At 75.0% G+C, this 17,705-nt stretch carries 10 protein-coding genes (1 of these 10 only partly in view); 5 read left to right on the top strand and 5 right to left on the bottom strand.

Translation table 11 applies throughout. The features are described from left to right. Nucleotides 1–71 precede the first annotated feature (71 nt). On the bottom strand, nucleotides 72–1,766 hold the full coding sequence (locus OG447_RS06105) for a sporulation protein (RefSeq protein WP_266935378.1): 1,695 nt from the start codon (nucleotides 1,764–1,766) through the stop codon (nucleotides 72–74). Nucleotides 1,767–2,369: 603 nt separating this feature from the next. Here OG447_RS06105 and OG447_RS06100 point away from each other — a divergent pair. Next, nucleotides 2,370–4,619 carry an asparagine synthase-related protein gene (locus OG447_RS06100; protein WP_266935377.1) on the top strand — a complete coding sequence of 750 codons (2,250 nt, stop codon included), beginning with the start codon at nucleotides 2,370–2,372 and terminating at the stop codon, nucleotides 4,617–4,619. Here the strand turns inward: OG447_RS06100 and OG447_RS06095 are convergent, their stop codons facing one another. Next, nucleotides 4,620–5,873 (bottom strand): MFS transporter, encoded by a 1,254-nt coding sequence (locus OG447_RS06095; protein WP_266935376.1) that lies wholly within the window; start codon nucleotides 5,871–5,873, stop codon nucleotides 4,620–4,622. It lies immediately after the preceding gene. A 162-nt stretch (nucleotides 5,874–6,035) separates the two neighbouring features. On the opposite strand from OG447_RS06095, the gene OG447_RS06090 reads away from it, so the two are divergent. Both OG447_RS06090 and OG447_RS06085 read left to right on the top strand, forming a co-directional pair. After that, nucleotides 6,036–6,542, top strand: a complete 507-nt coding sequence (locus OG447_RS06090) for a MarR family winged helix-turn-helix transcriptional regulator (protein ID WP_266935375.1) — start codon at nucleotides 6,036–6,038, stop codon at nucleotides 6,540–6,542. Nucleotides 6,543–6,775: 233 nt separating this feature from the next. Continuing rightward, the gene (locus OG447_RS06085; protein WP_266935374.1) at nucleotides 6,776–10,132 is read left to right on the top strand and encodes a BTAD domain-containing putative transcriptional regulator; all 3,357 of its coding nucleotides are present in this window, start codon (nucleotides 6,776–6,778) and stop codon (nucleotides 10,130–10,132) included. Here the strand turns inward: OG447_RS06085 and OG447_RS06080 are convergent. Continuing rightward, entirely contained in the window at nucleotides 10,119–12,236 is a 2,118-nt protein-coding gene (locus OG447_RS06080) for a sigma-70 family RNA polymerase sigma factor (RefSeq protein WP_266935373.1), read from the bottom strand. The genes OG447_RS06085 and OG447_RS06080 overlap by 14 nt on opposite strands. Nucleotides 12,237–12,652: 416 nt before the next feature. After that, nucleotides 12,653–13,429 carry a TetR/AcrR family transcriptional regulator gene (locus OG447_RS06075; protein WP_266935372.1) on the bottom strand — a complete coding sequence of 259 codons (777 nt, stop codon included), beginning with the start codon at nucleotides 13,427–13,429 and terminating at the stop codon, nucleotides 12,653–12,655. A gap of 342 nt (nucleotides 13,430–13,771) precedes the next feature. Here OG447_RS06075 and OG447_RS06070 point away from each other — a divergent pair, with 342 nt between their 5' ends. Together OG447_RS06070 and OG447_RS06065 are read left to right on the top strand one after the other, a co-directional pair. Beyond that, nucleotides 13,772–15,202: an NAD(P)/FAD-dependent oxidoreductase gene (locus OG447_RS06070; RefSeq protein ID WP_266935370.1), complete on the top strand. Its 1,431-nt coding sequence runs from the start codon at nucleotides 13,772–13,774 to the stop codon at nucleotides 15,200–15,202. Between the two features lie 131 nt (nucleotides 15,203–15,333). Next, nucleotides 15,334–17,130 carry an ATP-binding SpoIIE family protein phosphatase gene (locus OG447_RS06065; protein WP_266938771.1) on the top strand — a complete coding sequence of 599 codons (1,797 nt, stop codon included), beginning with the start codon at nucleotides 15,334–15,336 and terminating at the stop codon, nucleotides 17,128–17,130. Nucleotides 17,131–17,219: 89 nt separating this feature from the next. Here the strand turns inward: OG447_RS06065 and OG447_RS06060 are convergent, their stop codons facing one another. Beyond that, on the bottom strand, nucleotides 17,220–17,705 hold the final stretch of the coding sequence (locus OG447_RS06060) for an MFS transporter (RefSeq protein ID WP_266935369.1). It continues 807 nt past the right edge of the window; 486 of the gene's 1,293 nt are visible here — the last part of the coding sequence; its start codon lies beyond the right edge, outside the window; its stop codon occupies nucleotides 17,220–17,222.

The following is a 17,705-nucleotide window of genomic DNA, read 5'->3' as shown; positions in this document are numbered from 1 at the left end:
AAGCCGACACCTCCCACCCCTGCATACTGCACCCCGCCACCGACAAAGCGGCCACGCGGGGCCGTCCGCTGCTACGCGGGCGCCACCAGCAGCGGCCGGGCCCGCTCGCGCAGCTCCGCGACGCGCGGCTCGTCCCCGTACGGTTCCAGCCGGTGCAGCAGGTCCCGTACGTACTCGTTCGTCCGCGCCGAGGAGATCCGGCCCGCCACCTCCACCGCCCGGGTGCCCGCCGCGCACGCCGCGTCGAGATTGCCCGACTCCAGCTCCGCGACCGCGCTCACCACCAGGCGCAGCCCGTGCGAGCGCACGTACTCCTCGGTGGGCCGGGACAGTGCCTGCTCGGTGAAGCGCCGCACCTGCCGGGGGAGTTTGAGGTCCCGGTAGCATTCCGCCGCATCCGCCGCGAAACGGTCGTACGAGTAGAAACCCAGCCAGGTCGGATCCGGATCGCCCTCCCGCGCCCGCTCCAGCCACCCCTCCGCCGCCCGCAGCGCCGCTCCGGCGGCCACCGAGTCGCCCGCCTTCGCGTGCGCCCGCGCCTCGACCAGCCGGAAGAAGCTCATGGTGCGGGCGGTGGCCAGGCCGCGGTTGCGCTCCACGGCCGCCTGCGCCAGGTCCACGCCCTCGTCCGGGAAGTCCCGGTAGGTCGCCTGGAGGGACATCGAGGCCAGTACGTACCCGCCGAGCGGTACGTCCGCGGCCGCGCGGGCCAGGCGCAGCGCCTGGATGTAGTAGCGCTGGGCCGCTTCCTGCTGGCCCGTGTCGAAGGCCATCCATCCGGCCAGCCGGGTCAGTTCGGCGGTCGCGCCGAACAGGGCGCGGCCCACCTCGTCCGTGTAGCAGCCGAGCAGCAGCGGCGCCGCGTCCACCCGCAGGCACTCGGGCACCATCGAGGAACGCCAGTCCCCGCCGCCGTACTTGGAGTCCCAGCGGCGGGCGTCCTCGGCGGCCTCGCGTAGCTTCGTCACATCGCTGTGGCCCACGCGCTGACCGTGGTCGCGCAGCGTTTCGGTTGAGGGCTGCGCGGGCACAACGGTGGACGGCGGAGCCGTCAGGCCGCCCGCCGATCCTGTCGCCGGTCCTGCCGTACGGCCCTGCGGGGAGGCCGCAGGGCCCTGGACCGGAGCCGTCGCGTCGCGGGCCGGTACGTCGCGAGCCGTCCCGTCGCGCGCCGGTACGTCGTGCCCGGGCGCGGCCGGAGCGAGGAGGGGCTGAGACGTCGTGCCGTGAGCCGGATTCTGGCCCTGGCCCTGGCCCTGGCCGCCAGGGGTGCCGTGCGCCGGGCCCGCCGGTTCGCGCGCCACCGAGCCGTCCGCGGGAGATATCAGCCAGCGCGAGGCGGGCGTCGCGTAGGCCGAAACGGAGAAGGAGCCCGCGAGTGACTGCCAGATCCCGCCACCACCGCGCCGCCCGGCGAGGTCGAGCCGGTAGAGGTCGGTGGCCGAGCGCACCGCCGCGGCCACGTCGCGCGGAAAGGCCAGGCCGACCTCGGGCGCGGGATCCGCGTCCGCCAGCCCGATCTCGTGCAGCGGCACCGGCCGCCCCAGCTTCGCCCCGATGGCGGCGGCGATCAGATGAGGGGCGGCGCCCTGCGGCACCATCCCCTTCGACACCCACCGGGCCACCGAGGTCTTGTCGTAGCGAAGCGTCAGACCGCGCTGTGCGCCGAGGTCGTTGACCCGACGGGCCAGTCCGGCGTTGCTGATGCCCGCGAGGGCGAGGACGGCGCCGAGCTTCTCATTGGGCTCGCGGAGCTCCCTGGACATGCGCCACCCCTCGTCACACGCGGAACGCAGACGCCGCCGGGGCATAGGCGCCCGGCATTTCGTAAACCCAGCGTAGTTCCCCGCCTCCCAAGCGTTAAGGCCCCGACTTCCGTATGGCGGGATTGTTGTCCGTTTGCACAGTCCGCCCGGGGCCCGCCTCCGGGGCGCACGTGTCATCGCGTGCTCCGCCCGTGTGGCCGTGCGCCCGCCCGTGCGCTCTGGTCGGCCGCGGGGCCCGGCGATTCGATGTGCGGTGCGTGGGTCGGCCCGCTGCGTGGATCGGGTGGGCCGGGGGATGCCGCTGCCTCAATCCCCGCGGGTGGCGGAACGGTCCGGGGGGTGGATTCCGCCTCCCGGACCGCGCCCGCCCACGGCCGGCCGGCGGCACGCATCACCGCTCAGCACGGCCGAAGAATGGCTGAAAGCGACCTATGGGGCGGTGGGAACGGAACGCCAAATACTGTGTGGCCGCAGTGTGTTCGTTGGCATGCGCGCCCCCTTTAACACCTCTCGTACGCCTGTCCCGTGGCAGCATGGTCCCGAGCCACCCGGGGTCCCGCCGGCCGCGCCCTCAGCGCTGACCGTGCTGCCCGTGCCCCGGTCATGTGCCCACAGGCTGGGGAGGCGGCGGTGCGCTGGTTGGTGGGTTGGAGCAGTATCGCCGCGAGCTTCGGCACGGCGGGCCGAGTCTCCGGCCAAGGCCCTGGCCAGGGCCCATCCGCCGGTCCCGGCGGATACGGCGGCCCCGGCGGTTACGGGGACACCGGCGGCCTGCGCGGCGGCATCGCCGACGCCGCCCATCCCGACGACCCCGGCGCGGACGCCGAACGCACCGTCCACCCCGTCGGCGCCCAGCTGCTTTGGGGAGATCCCGACCCCCTCTGGGCCGTCGGGGACTGGCGCCCCGACGAGATCCGCACCCTCACCGCCGACCCGTCCGACCCGTTCACCCGGCTCGCCGTCCTCGGCTGCTGCGGCGCCACCGACGCCGAACTGCGCCGCGCCCTCTACGCCGCCCGCGGCGGGGCCCTGCGCCACCTCACCCAGTGGTCCGGCAGCTACACCGCCGTCGTCCAGGCCGGCCGCCGGATCACCGTCGTCGGCGACCTCGCGGGCGCCCGGCCCGTCTTCTACACCCCCTGGGCGAGCGGCACCGCGTACGCCACCGCCGCCCTCCCGCTCGCCGACCTCATCGAGGCGCAGCTCGACATCGGCCATCTCGCCGCCCTGCTGGCCTGCCCCGACAGTCCCGAGGCACTGGGCGACGGCACACCGTACGCCGGGGTCCGCCGGATCCCGCCCGGGCACGCGCTCATCCTGCGCGAGGGCTCCCGGGAGATCACCGGGTACGAGCCGGTGGCCTCGCTCGCGGTGGCCGCGCCCGCGGCGGACCCCGAGCGCGCCGTGGAGGGCGTACGGGAAGCTTTGGTGGATGCCGTGCGCGCCCGGCTCACGGCGCCCCGCCATGCCCCCGACGCGCCGCCGCCGTACGATCCCGGCCCCGTGCCCGGAATGGGCCCCGCCGACCGGCGCGCGGCCCGCGGCGCCCCGGCCCCCGGGGTGGGCGCCGACCTCTCCGGCGGCAGCGCCTCCGCGACCCTGGCCCTGCTCGCGGCCGGCCTGCCCGGCGCCCCGGGCACCCTGCTGAGCCCCGCCGGCGCCCGGCTGCTGGCGGTCACCTTCAACGACCTCGCCACCCCCGAGGGCCGCGAGGCCGAACTGGAACGGGCCCGGGCCATCGCCGCCGACCCGCGCCTGCACCACGTCGTCGTGGCCGCCGCCGAGGAAGCCCTCCCGTACGCCGAACTCGACGGCCCCCTCACCGACGAACCCGGCCCCTCCCTGGTCTTCGCCGCCCGCGAGCGGCGCCGGCTGGCCGCCGGATCCGCCGACCACTTCACCGGCCACGGCGCCCGCCAGGTCCTCGACGCGCACCCGGCCCGCATGGCCGACCTCCTGATGGACCGCCGCCGCCGCCATCTGCTGCGCCCGGTGGCGGCGTTGGCCCGTTCGGCCTCGGCCTCCGGAGCTTCCGGGGAGTCCCTGCTGGTGCCGCTCACCGTGTACTCGGCAGCCCGCAGACTTGCCCGTACGACGTACCGCGCGGGTATGGAAGCCGCCGCGGCCAGGCTCCGCGAGGGCGGGGTCACCGAGCGCGCCTCCGGTCCGGTGGACGCTTCCCTGGCCGCCCTGACCTGGTCCCGGCCGGGCCCGGCGGCGGGCTGGCTGACGGGCGAGGCCCTGGCGGAAGTATCGATCCGCCTCGCGGCCGCGGCCGGCCGGCCTCCGCTGTCCCTGCGGCCGGGCGAGGCCCGCGCCCGCTCGGTCCTCGCCCGCCACGCCGCCGACCACCGGGTCTTCGAGCAGGCCGTGGAGGTCCGCAGCCAGCGCCTGCACGCCCCGTTCCTCGACAACCAGGTCGTACGGGCCGCCCGCGCCCTCCCCGAATCCCTGCGCGTCCAGCCCGGAGCCCGGGCGGCGATCCTGCGCAGCGTCCTGTCCTCGGCCGGGGTACGGGAACTCCCCCCGGGCTGGGGCGCCACCGCCAACACCCCGAACGAGACCGCGACCCGGCTGGGGCTGCGGGCCGCCCTGACCGAGCTGCTGTCCCTCTTCGCCTCCCCGCTGCTCGCGGACGCGGGCCTGATCGACGCCCGGGTCGTGCAGCAGGCCCTGCTCGACGCGGCGGACGGCCGCCCGGTCCCGCTCGACGGGCTCGCGGAGCTCGTCTCGATGGAACTGTGGCTGGGCCGTCTCCTCGCCCGTCGCGGTACCTGCTGGACGGGCACCACGAGCGCCCGCCGCCGCGCCGTCCCGACGGGGGTTCCCGTGCACCGGCCCGCGCTGTCCTGATCAGGCGCCGAGCACCAGGGCCGCGGCGACGGCCGGGCCGAAGGCGCCGCCCAGCTGGTAGCAGAGGACGAACAGGCCGATCGCCGTGGGCCGCTGGGAGTCCGGGGCGCTCGACGCGGCGTGCGTCGACAGGACGGCGTTGGCCCCGGTGGCGGCGAACACGGCCCCCGCCGTGGCGGCCAGCAGCAGCGGGCCCTGGTCGGCGACCGCCGCGGTCACCGCGGCGAGCGTGCCGACCCCGGCCAGCACCGTACGTACGGCCGCCCGCCCCATCCGGGAGGACGCCGCCGCCAGCAGCCAGGACAGAGCCGATCCGGCGAGGAGCGCCGTGAGCTGCCCCGACCCGGCCGTGCCGGTGTCCCAGCCCGACCGGTCGGCGAGCAGCCGCGGCACCGCGAAGAGAAGGGTGAAGTAGGACGCCGACAGGGCCAGGCCCAGCAGCGCCGAGGCGAGGAAGCGGGGCGTGCGCAGCAGCGCCGCCGGTACGAAGCCCTCGGGGCGGCGCCGTACGTGCAGCGCGAGCAGGGCCGCGGCGACGGCGGCGGAGCCGAGCGCGACCGCGGGGGCGTGGGGGAGCAGGACCAGCGCGGTGACCAGTGCCGTCAGCAGCCCGGCGCCGCGGGCGTCGAACCCCTCCTGTGCGGGCGCCGGGGCCGTCGCGGCCCCGGCGTGGCGGGCGACCGCCGGCACGGCCAGCAGCGCGATCACGGAGACGGAGAGCGAGAGCCGCCACGACACGGCCTGCGCGAGGTGATCGCCGAGCAGGGGACCGGCCGCGCCGAGGATGCCGAAGCCCGCGCTGATGACGCCCATGCGGCGGGCGGAGCCGGCCAGGCTCATCGCGGTCGCCACCAGCCCGGCGCCGCCCGCCGCCTGGGCCGCCCGCCCGGCCAGGGTCAGCGGCAGCCAGGGGGACGCCGCGACGAGGAGCGTGCCGCCGAGTACGAGGACACTGCTCAGCCGGAGCACCACCCCCACGCCCCGGCGGCGCAGCAGCCCGGCCATCAGGGGACCGCCGACGGCCATGGCCCAGGCGAAGGCGGCGACGAGCCAGGCCGCGGCCGAGGTGTCCGCCCCGAGGGCGCGGGCCATGTCGGGAAGGATCAGCACGGGGGCGTTGGCCCCGGCGGCAATGGGGGTGGCCAGCAGGGCCAGCCAGAACACGGGGACGGGTCCGCGCGCGGGGGCGGCGGGCGCCGGGCTGCGCGGCGGGAACCCGGTGGGGGCAGTGGTGGCGCTGGTGGCCCTGGTCATGGTGCCCGCTCCAATGCGTCTCAAGATTGAGAATCTCAACGTTGAGATAAAAGCAGACGGTCATCTCAACGTCAAGTGTCTCAACGTTGAGATACCTTGGAGGGGAGCGCGCGGGACGCGGGGCGGCAGCCGAGAACGACGGAAGAAGAAGAGGACGCCACGATGGGCGATGCAGTGGACGTGATCGTCGGCCAATGGGCGAAGGAACGCCCCGACCTGGCCGGGGCCCTGTGGCCCGTCGAGGTACTGGCCCGCATCCAGCGGATGAACCGGATCATCGAGAAGCAGATCAAGGGCTTCGCCGCCGAACGGGACCTGGAGATGGGCGAACTGGACATCCTGTTCACCCTCCGCCGGTCGGGCCCCCCGTACGCGATGACCGCCGGCGCCCTCATCCCCGCGGCCATGGTGACCTCGGGCGCGATCACCAACCGCATCGACCGCATGGAGGCCAAGGGCCTGGTCGAGCGCGTCCGGGACGGCAAGGACCGCCGTTCGGTCCGGATCCGGCTGACCGAGCAGAGCCTCGCGCTCACCGAGGCACTGATGACCGACCACCTCCGGCACTACGCGGAACTCCTCGCCCCGCTCGACAGCGCCACGTGCGCCACGGTCGGCACCGCCCTGCGCACCCTCCTGGAATCCCAGGGCGACACCTCGATCACCTAGGCGGTGTCCGGACAGGACCTATGCCCTGGGTGCCTTGCCGGGCACGGCGCGCCCGGTGCCGCCGGTTCCCTCGCCGGGTCGGCCTCCCGCGAGACCTGCCGGGGGAGGGGGAGCACGCTCGTCCTACGCCCGGCCCGGCGCAGCCGCCCCGCCGGGGCCGGGGTGGGGCGGCCGGGTGTGGGTGCGGGGAAATCCGTTCCTGCTCCCCGCAGGGGCCCAGGCAGTATGGGGCGGTGCGGTATCTGATCCTTGGCGTCACCGAGGCGCGCGACGAGACGGGCGCCCCCCTTCCCATCGGCGGCGCCCGCCTGCGCGCGCTGCTGGCCGCGCTCGCTCTCCGTGCCGGCGGACCCGCCGCCTCCGTCACCGACCTGGTCGACGAGGTCTGGGGCGACGAACCGCCCCAGGACGCCCCCGCCGCCCTCCAGGCCCTCGTCGCCCGGCTCCGGCGCGCCCTCGGCGGCCGGGACTCCGTCCGGGCCGACCCCGCCGGGGGTTACCGCCTCGCCGCCGGCCGCGACGAAGTCGACCTGCACCGTTTCACCCGGCTCGCCCGCCAAGGCGCCCGCGAGCTGGCCACCGATCCCGCCACCGCCGCCGGAACCCTCCGCTGCGCCCTCGCCCTCTGGCGTGGCCCGGCCCTCACCGACCTGCCCGAGCCCGCGCGCACGGCGTACGCCGTCGCCCCCGAGGCCCACCGCACCGCCGCCCTCCGCGACCGGATCGAGGCCGACCTGCGCCACGGCTCCGCCCCGGCGGCCCTCCTGCCGGAGATCGAGGCGCTGATCCACGAGTACCCGTACGACGAACCGCTGCGCGCCCAGCAGCTGCGCGCCCTGCGCGCCGCCGACCGCCCCGCCGAGGCGCTCGCCGCGTACGAACGCACCCGCCGCACCCTCGCCGAAGGCCTCGGCGCCGACCCCGGCCCCGAACTCGCCGCCCTGCACGCGGAACTCCTCCGGCCCGAGCCCGAGCCCGAGCCGAAGCCGGAGCCGGAGCCGAAGCCGGAGCCGGAGCCCCACCCGGAGCACCCGCAACACCGCCAACGCCCGGAGCACCCCCACCACCCTGAACATCCCCAACACCCGCAGTCCGGCGGCAACCTCCGCCCCCGCCTCACCTCCTTCGTCGGCCGCGAGCCCGAACTGGCCAACCTCCACAGCGACCTGGCCCACCACCGCCTCATCACCCTCACCGGACCCGGCGGTTCCGGAAAGACCCGCCTCGCCGAACACGCGGCCGCCGCCCACCCCGCATCCGGCTGGATCGTCGAACTCGCCCGCCTCGACCAACCCGACGCAGTCCCCGGCGCCGTCCTCAGCGCCCTCGGCCTGCGCGAGAACTCCCTGGTGGCCCGCGAGAAGACCACCGCCGACGACCCCACCACCCGCCTCGTGGAGCACTGCGCGCACCGCCGCCTGCTCCTCCTCCTGGACAACTGCGAGCACGTCATCGGTGCCGCCGCCCAGCTCGCCGAACGGCTCCTCACGCACTGCCCGGGCGTCCAGATCCTCGCCACCAGCCGCGAACCCCTCGGCGTACCGGGGGAGACCGTCCGCCCCCTCGAACCGCTGCCGCCCGACCCCGCCCGGCAGCTCTTCGCCGACCGCGGTGCCTCGGCCCGCCGCGGCTTCACCCCCGCCGAGGCCCCCGCCGCCGTCACCGAGATCTGCGCCCGCCTCGACGGGCTGCCGCTCGCCATCGAGCTGGCGGCCGCGCGGCTGCGGCTGCTCACCCCGCGCCAGATCGCCGACCGGCTCGACGACCGCTTCCGTCTGCTGACCAGCGGCGCCCGTACGGTCCTGCCCCGTCAGCAGACCCTTCGGGCCGTCGTCGACTGGTCCTGGGACCTCCTCGACGCGGCCGAACGCACCGTGCTGCGCCGGCTGTCCGTCTTCGCCGGCGGCTGCGACCTCGCCGCCGCCGAAGCGGTCTGCGCCGACCCCTCGTACGACGTCGCCGACATCCTCGGCTCTCTCGTCGACAAATCCCTCGTCCTGGCCGAGCCGGCCACGGAACCAGGTGACGGCATGCGCTACCGCATGCTCGAAACCATCCACGAGTACGCCGCCGAGCGCGCCGCCGCCGACCCCGTGGACCGGGCGGCCACCGCCCGCCGCCACACCGCCCACTTCCTGGCCTTCGCCGAGGAAGCCGAACCCCTCATGCGCTCCGCGGCCCAGCTCCCCTGGATCCGGCGCACCGAGACCGAGCTGGACAACCTCCGCGCGGCCCTCCTGCGCACCCTCGACGCCGCCACGGCCGAAGCCGCCGTAGCCGATACCGCCGTAGCCGCCGAAGCCGCCTCCGCGGAAACGCCCCGGCCGGCCGCCACCGAGACCGCCCAGCGCCTCGCCTTCGCCCTCGGCTGGTTCTGGTGCCTGCGCAACTACCGCACCGAGGGAGCCGGATGGGCCACCCGGGTCCTCGCCCTTACCCGCGACGACGCGCCCGAGGGCTCAGCGGAGTACTGGCGCCACATGCGACTCCAGGTCCTGCACCTCTTCCTGACCGCCGCGGTCCAGCCCGCCGAGGACTTCCGCACCCCCGAGGCCCGCGCCCGCACCGCCCGCATCCTGACGGCCTTCCGCCGCGGCTCCCCGGAGAGCACCCGCTTCCCCGGAATGCTGTGGCCCATGACCGGCTACCTCTCCGGCGACGCCCGCTCGGTGCACGCCGACCTCGACCGGGCCGTCGAGAACTGCCGCCGCCACGCGGGCGACTGGGAACTCGGCGTCACGCTCATGCTCCGCACCCACGTCGCCATCGACATCACCGGCGGCCTCCCCACCGTCGACGCGGACCTCGCCGAGCTGCACGAGATCGCCCGCCGCTCCGGCGACCGCTGGACCCGCGCCCAGGTCGCGAGCGCGGCCGGCGAGGTGGCGCTGTCCCGGGGCAGGTACGACTGGGCCCGCGCCGAGTACGAGGAATGCCTGCGCCTGGCCCGCGAAGTCGGCGCCCACATCGAGGCGCCGTTCGCCGTCGCCCGGATCGCGGAGGCGGTCTACTGCACCGGGGACTTCGAAGGCGCCGAACTGCTGCTCGCGGAGGCGGACGCCGAGGCCGAGCGGCACGGCGTCGCCGACGTGTGCGCCTTCAACCGGCTGCTGTCAGGGCAGATCGCCCTCCGCCGGGGCGAGACCGAGCGGGCCCGCGCCGAGTGCGACACGGCCCGGGAGCAGGGCGCGCAGATGACCGTTCCCCCGCAGTTCGACGCCGCCCTGGCCCAGCTGGAAGCTGCCGTCACCGGCCGCGAGCACGGGCCCGCGGCCGGGCTCGCCGTACTCGGGCCCGCCCTCGCCACCGCCGTCACCGCGCACTGCGCGGAACGCGTCCTGGCCGGGCTGACCGAGACCGCCGCCCTGCTCCTCGCCGACGCCGACCGCCCCGCCGAGGCCGTACGGGCCCTCGCGGCGGCCACCGCCTGGCGCGCGGGCCATCCCCGCTCGGTCCCCGAGGCCGCCGCCGTCGCGGGTCTCCCGGACCGGGCCCGTGCCGCGCTCGGCGCGGACCGCCGCACCCGCGAGGAGGCGGCCGGGGCCGCGCTCAGCCCGGCGGGTCTGGCCGCTGCGCTCAACGGCAGCTGATCACCGCGTCGGCCCAGCTCGCCAGGGTCGGCAGACTGCCCTGCCCGGCCCGTTCCACCACCAGCCGCAGGCTCGTGCGCCCGGCCAGCGGGACCTGCACGGCCACGGCCGGATCCCGGTGCCCCAGGGCCCCGGACTGCCACATCCGCTGCCCGTCGGCGTATACGGAGAACCGCACCGTGCCGTCGGTGAACAGCGACAGGCCGTCCACCCCGGCCCGCGCCGAGAAGGCGGTGCACTGCCGGTTCAGGGTGATCTCCACCGAGGAACGGGAGTTCACGGTGATGCCCTGCGCGAACCGCCGGTCGCCGATCTCCAGCCCCCAGCGCTGCCACACCCAGCTGCTGCGCCAGGTCTGCACCTCAGGACCGCTGTGGTCCCCGTAGGCCGAGTGCCCGAGCCGGGCCAGCTCGAAGCCCTGCGGGGGCTGGGGCGGACTCGGCTTCGGCGAGGGCCTGGCCGGGGAGGGCGTGGGCGAGGGCTTCTCCAGGCTCGGCGACGGAGACGGCGAGCGGGACAGCGACGGGGACGAGGGGGACGAGGGGGACGGGGACGAGGAGGGCGGGGGAGCGAGGGCCGCCGGCTTCGAGGGTGACGGGGACGTCCTCGGCGGCGGTACGGAGCCCCGCGCGGGCGGCGGCTCCTCCCCGGGCGGGCTCGGCTCGGGCACGGACGGGGCGGGACCCTCCGGCACGGCCGGCGCCGCAGCACTCGGCGCGGGCTTCGCCTGGGCCTGTGGCTCGGGATCGTCCCCGGCCAGCGCGAACACCACCCCGGCGGCCGCGGCGACGGCGATCCCGGCGGCAATGGCGGCCTTGGCCGGCAGCCCGAGCCCCTCGGAGACCACGGCTCCGCCGACCCCCGACCCGGCCCCACCAGCCCCACCGGCCGCACCCGCACCGCCCGCAGCCCCACCGGCGGCGCCGCCGGCAGCCCCCGTTCCCGCAGCCCCACCCGCCCCACCCGCCCCGCCCGCAGCCCCACCAGCCGCACCCGCACCGGCGCCTGCCCCCGCGGTCGACCCGCCGGCGGCAGCCGCGGCCGCGCCTGCTCCACCCGCGGCGACAGCACCCCCGGCCACCACTCCGGCGGCCTTGGCCGCGTACCCGGCGGCGAACCATCCGATGACCGCGACCGGAAGCAGCGCGGGAATCCCCGCGTTGACGTCCTTGAGCTCCCCGGCGGCCACCCGGCACTTCGCGCACTCCTCCAGGTGCTTGCGCAGCCCCCGCTCCGCCCGCATCCGCAGCCCGCCCCGCGCATACGCGCCGAGCCGGTCCGCATACCGCGCGCAGTCCCCGCCCTCGCTCAGGGCGGAGCTCACATGGGCCTGCAGGTACGCCTGCTTGAGCCCCTCCCGCGCCCGGCTGGCCAGCACCGCGGTCGCGTTGGCGCTCAGCCCGAACAGCGGCGCGATGGCGCTGGGCGAGGCCTCCTCGACGGTGGTGTGCCACAGCACGGCCTGCCACCGCTCGGGCAGGCTCCGGAAGGCCTGCATGGCCAGAGACTGCTCGGCGTGCCGCATCGCCCGGACGTCCGCGCCCAGTTCGAGCGTGTCGTCCCCCGACAGCCCGGAGATCCCCGCGCCGCTCTCCGCGCCCGTGGCCGCCCGCTCCGCGAACACCGCGAAGTCCTCGACGAGATGCTCCCGCCTGGCTGTCTTCGCCCAGGCCGCCGCGACCCTCCGCACCGTGGTCAGCAGGTAGGCCCGCACCGACTGGTCCGGCCCTGCCCCGCCCCGTACCGCCTGCAACGTCCGCGCGAACACCTCGGCGGTCAGATCGTCGGCGGTGTGCCCGTCCCGGCAGCAGGTCCGCGCATAGCGCCGTACGGCATCGGCATGGCGACGGAACAGCTCCTCGTACGCACCGTCGTCACCGCCACGCATCCGGGCGATCAAGTCCGCATCGGAAGGCGCCGACTCGCCCCCGAGCCCCGCGAGGAACCCGGCACCGGCACCGGCTGTGGCGTCGGCGGCCCTTGCGGGGCGGGCGTGCCGTCCACGCGGTTCGCGCTGCGCCGGGACCTGACGGGCGGGCAGGCTGCCCGCCTCGACCTCGCCGCCGACGCCACCGAATGGCTCGTCCCGCCCGTCAACGCCCATCGAGGCAGCCCCCGCACGACACACTCAACCGGTACACCGATCAAGCGTGTCACACGGCGGACGCACGCCGAGGCCGTCTGCACCGCATCCACTCCTCCGGGCAGGATGAGGCGGCGCGGCGACAACACCGCTCCGTCCCTCACCCGTCAGAGAGCCAACACGCCGCAGAGCGAGCCACCCGGCAGAGAGCCGAGCCTTTCGAGGAGCAGCCCCCTCGAGAGGCCGGACAGCCCAGAGATCAGGCACCCACACGGCCAGGCACCCACACGGCCAGGCACTCACCCAGGCACCCACACAGTCAGGCACCCACGAGCCCAGCGGCAGCTCCCGCGGACACGAACTCAGCAGCACCTCCCACGAGATGAGCACCTCACGAGCAGCACCTCACGAGCTCACACCCGCACGAGCCCAGCACCTCACGCGGTCCTGGAGCGCAGCCCTTCGAGCAGGATGTCGAGCAGCCGGGTCGAAGCCGCCGCCTGGTGCGCGGGGTCCGGCAGTGCGGGCGCGGCCGTCGCTATCACGAGCAGCACATCGGCCACCGTGACGTCGGCGCGCAGTTCACCCGCCTCCCGGGCGCGGTCCACCAGCCGGCCGACGACCTCGAGCAGCGCACCCGCACCGGAGTCGTCCGCGGGCTCGTCCTCGACCGGAGCCCGCGTACCCACGACCCGCAGCTCGGGAGCCGCCCCGGCCACCACGGCCTGGCGCTGGTGCGGAACCCGCGCCGCCTCGGCCTCCTCGACGCCGTCCTCGCTCGCCGAGCCGACCCGCAGCACCTGCGGCGGCAGCAGCCGCCCGGCACCCGAGGCCACGGAGGTGCGCAGGAAGCGCGAGAGCGCCTGCCACGGCTCCTCCTCCTGGCCGAGCGCGGTCCTGGCCTGCTCGGTCAGCCGTGCGGTCTCTTCCTCGGCTATCCGCCGGACCAGGACGTCCTTGCTCGGGAAGCGGCGGTACACCGTGCCGACACCGACCCGCGCCCGCCGTGCCACGTCCTCCATCGGAGCCCCGTAGCCCAGCTCGCCGAAGACCTCGCGTGCCGCTCGCAGGACGTGTTCGAGATTGCGCTGGGCATCGACGCGCAGCGGCGTGGAGCGGCCCACGCCGTGCGTCGTGCTGCCGCCTGCGACGACACGACCGTTGCTCTCGACCGAGAGTGCGGTCGCAGAACCATGGAAATCGGAAATGTTCATATGTTTCCCCCGGTAATCATTTGTCTCCCCCCGGAGACACTCCCCGCCTTCGTGTCGAGGGGGGCCACGGTCATGAGGGCCCTGGTCCTACTCCTCGACGAGATACGAACATAGTTGAGCCAGAGTCAATTCAGAAGAGGCAGCCCCGGACGGACCACCGCCCGATCGGAGCATTCACCCCCACTTTTCCGTCCAATGCCCTCGGAATCACTCCCTCCGCACCGTCTGACCTGCGGATTTCGAGTCCGTCTCAAGGCCCGGGACAACCCCGTCCCGGCACTCTCTCCGGTCACACAATTTGTCGGGCCTGTGGACAAACTCCCAGCCACGTTGCGTCATGGGGTGGTGAAGGCTGCTAACTCCCGGGGCACGGCCCCCGGCACCCCGCCCCGGACGCGCATCCTCATCGTCGGCGGCGGCTACGTCGGCATGTACACGGCCCTCCGGCTCCAGCGGAAGCTCAGAGCGGGCGAAGCCGAGGTCACGGTGGTCACTCCCGAGCCCTACATGACCTACCAGCCCTTCCTGCCCGAGGCAGCCGCCGGCTCTATCTCCCCCCGCCACGTCGTGGTCCCGTTGCGCCGCGTCCTCAGCGCCTGCCGCATCGTCATCGGCCAGGCCCAACGCATCGACCACGCCAAACGGACCGTGACCGTCACCACCCTCGCCACCGAGGACGAGGGCGCCGGTCCGCTCGAGATCGCCTACGACGAGCTCGTCCTCGCTCCCGGCTCCATCTCCCGCACGCTCCCCATCCCGGGACTCGCCGACTACGCCATCGGATTCAAGACCGTGGAAGAGGCCATCGGCCTGCGCAACCACGTCATCGAACAGATGGACATCGCCTCCTCCACCCGCGACCCCGCCCTCCGCGACGCCGCCCTCACCTTCGTCTTCGTCGGCGGCGGCTACGCGGGCGTCGAAGCCCTCGCGGAACTCGAGGACATGGCCCGCTACGCGGCGCGGTACTACCACAACATCAAGCCCGAGGACATGAAGTGGGTGCTGGTCGAGGCCAGCGACCGGATCCTTCCCGAGGTCGGCCCCGAGATGGGCGTGTACACGGTCCGCGAACTGCGCCGCCGCAACATCGACGTCCGCCTGGAGACCCGCCTTGACTCCTGCGAGAACAGAGTGGCCGTCCTCAGCGACGGCGCCCGCTTCCCCACCCGCACCGTCGTGTGGACGGCCGGCGTGAAACCGCACCCGGTGCTGGCCGACTCCGACCTGCCCACGAACGAACGCGGCCGCCTCACCTGCACCGCCTTCCTCACCGTCGAGGGCGTCGAGCACGCCTTCGCGGCCGGCGACGCGGCAGCCGTCCCCGACATCACCGCCCCCGCGGACGCCACGGGCCCGCGCCGCGAATGCGCCCCCAACGCCCAGCACGCCGTCCGCCAGGCCAAGGTCCTCGCCGACAACCTGCTCGCCTCCCTCCGCGGCGAGGTCCTCACGGAGTACGCCCACAAGTACGTCGGCTCCGTCGCCTCCCTCGGCCTGCACAAGGGCGTCGCGCACATCTACGGCCGCAAGATCAAGGGATACCCCGCCTGGTTCATGCACCGCGCGTACCACCTCAGCCGCGTCCCCACTTACAACCGCAAGATGCGCGTCCTCGCCGAATGGACCCTCTCCGGCCTCTTCAAGCGCGAGATCGTTTCTCTGGGCTCCCTCGAACATCCCAGGGCAGAATTCGAACTGGCCGCGGGTGGCGGCCCCAAGGCCCCACCACCCCACCCCGCCCCCAACCCCCCGCAGGACAGCCAGGGCTGACGTTGTCAGTGCGGTCGGCCACACTGGACGTGTGACCATAGGTGGGCTCACACCTGCACAGAGTGACTCCGTCCAGTGACCGACCACGAGCGACACAGCGACCACTTGCGACACCACGAGGCTTGAACGCAGTGAACTTCACGCGCTGGAGCGCCCGGTTTCCCGGAACGCAGCGCCGCGCCGCCGCCCGGACCGAACACGCCGCAGCCCAGGCCAAGCGGGGCGAAGGCTCCGTCCCGGCCGCCCGCGGCGGCCGCGCCGACCCCGGAACCGAGCGGGCCGCCGACGCGGGCCCCGCCGACCCCACGGTCTCCGGGACCGGCACCGGCACGGGCAGCACGACCGGACCCACGACCGGAACCGGAAGCGCCCAGGCCGCGCGGCCGGACGTCCTCGCCGCCGTGCCCTCCCTCGACGAGCTCTCCGTACGGGAGGTCCTCGGCCGGCTCCCGGCCCTCGTCGCCCTCGTCCACGGCCCCGAGCACCGCGTCGCCTACGTGAACGACGCCTACACCGCCGGCTTCGGCACCCGCACCACCGGCGCCCCCGCCCACGAATCCCTCCCCGAACTCGGCGAGCTCGGCCTCCTGCCGCTCCTCGACCAGGTCCAGCGCAGCGGCAAGCCCCGTACCGCCAAGAACCGCACCGCCCCCGGCGGCACCAGCTCGTACACCGTCACCTGCACCCCCGTCGAGTTCCCCAAGACCGACACCGCGAGCGACCCCGAACCGCACCACACCGGCGTCCTGGTCCACCTCGCCGACGTCACCGACCACGCCGAAGCGGTCGAACGGCTCCGCGCCAGCGAACGCCGCCAGCGCGAGGCCGCCGTCACCCTCCAGCGCTCCCTCCTCCCGCAGGAGCTCGAACAGCCCGACGACCTCCGCGTCGCCGCCACCTACCAGCCCGGAGGCACCGAGGCCGCCGTCGGAGGCGACTGGTACGACGTCATCACCCTCGGCGCCGGCCGCACCGCCCTCGTCATCGGCGACGTCATGGGCCGCGGAGTCCGCGCCGCCGCCGTCATGGGCCAGCTGCGCACCGCCGTCCGCGCGTACGCCCGCCTCGACCTGCCCCCGCACGAGGTGCTCCAGCTCCTCGACGGCCTCGCCGCCGAGATCGACGCCAGCCAGATCGCCACCTGCGTGTACGCGGTGCACGACCCCAACGAGGGCCTGCTCGTGTACGCCTCCGCCGGCCACCTCCCGATCCTCGTCCGGGACGAGGACGGCACCGTACGCCGCGCCGCCGACCCCACCGGCCCGCCGCTCGGCACCGGCGGCTGGCTGCACACCTCCGGCACCATCGCACTGGGCCCCGGCTCCACCGCCGTCCTCTACACCGACGGCCTGGTCGAACGCCGCGGCGAGGACATCGACGAGGGCGTCGCCGCCCTGGAGCGCGCCCTCTCCGGCGCGCAGGGCACCCCCGCGGTCATCTGCGACCGCCTGATGCGCGCCCTCGGAGTCGACGCCGACCACGACGACGACGTCGCCGTGATGGTCCTCCAGCAGCCGGCCCGCACCGGCCAGGACGCCGAGCTGTTCCACAACGCCGCCCTGGAGCTCCTCGGCGGCATCGAGGCGGCCCCGCGCGCCCGCGCCTTCGCCCAGGGCGTCCTCGCCTCCTGGCGCTTTCCCGTCGAACTGTGCGACCTCGGGGTCCTGGCGGCGAGCGAGCTCGTCGCGAACTCCCTCCAGCACGGCACCCCGCCCATGCGCCTGCGACTGCGCCGCACCGACCGACGCCTGATCATCGAAGTCACCGACGGGGACGACCACCTCCCCCGCCGCCGCCGCGCCGAACCGGCCGACGAGACCGGCCGGGGCATCTCGATCGTCGCGACCATCGCCTCCTCCTGGGGCTCCCGCCGCACCCCGGGCGGCGGCAAGGCCGTCTGGTGCGAGTTCGCCCTGCCGAACAAGTAACCCGGACAAGTAGCCGGACACGCGGAAGGCCCCGATCCACCAGGACCGGGGCCTTCCGCGCATACCGATACGAGCCATCCGTACGCCCGTTACGCGTGGACGGGCTCCGCGACCGACGCCTTGGCCGCCACGGCCGGGCTGCCCTGCGCCACGACCCTCGACAGCGAGGGGTTGTCCTGCGCCGGGGTCAGCTGCTTGCCGAGCCGCAGTGCCAGCCAGGCGATCCCGAGCGAGACCACGACGAAGACCCCGATGTAGAGCATCGGAACGCCCGCCCCCAGCGGAACGCCGAGCGGTCCCAGCGCCAGCGCCATCTGCTTGACCAGCGCGAAGGCCGAGTTGTACTGACCCACCGAGCCCTCGGGCGCCAGATCGGCCACCAGCGGCGCCAGCGTCGGCGACAGCATGGCCTCGCCGATGCCGAAGAGCGCGTACGTGGTGACGAACGCGGCGGCGGCCATCACCGCGCTGCCGTGCCCCAGCCCCGAGAACCCGGCGACGACCCAGGCCACGGTCCAGATCAGCCCGACCAGCGCGATCACCCGGGACCGGCGGCGCTTCTCGACGAGCCGCAG

This window comes from Streptomyces sp. NBC_01408, from assembly GCF_026340255.1.
GTDB lineage: Bacteria > Actinomycetota > Actinomycetes > Streptomycetales > Streptomycetaceae > Streptomyces.
Note: the sequence above shows the minus strand (reverse complement) of the source record. Positions and strands in the feature narration are given on the sequence as shown.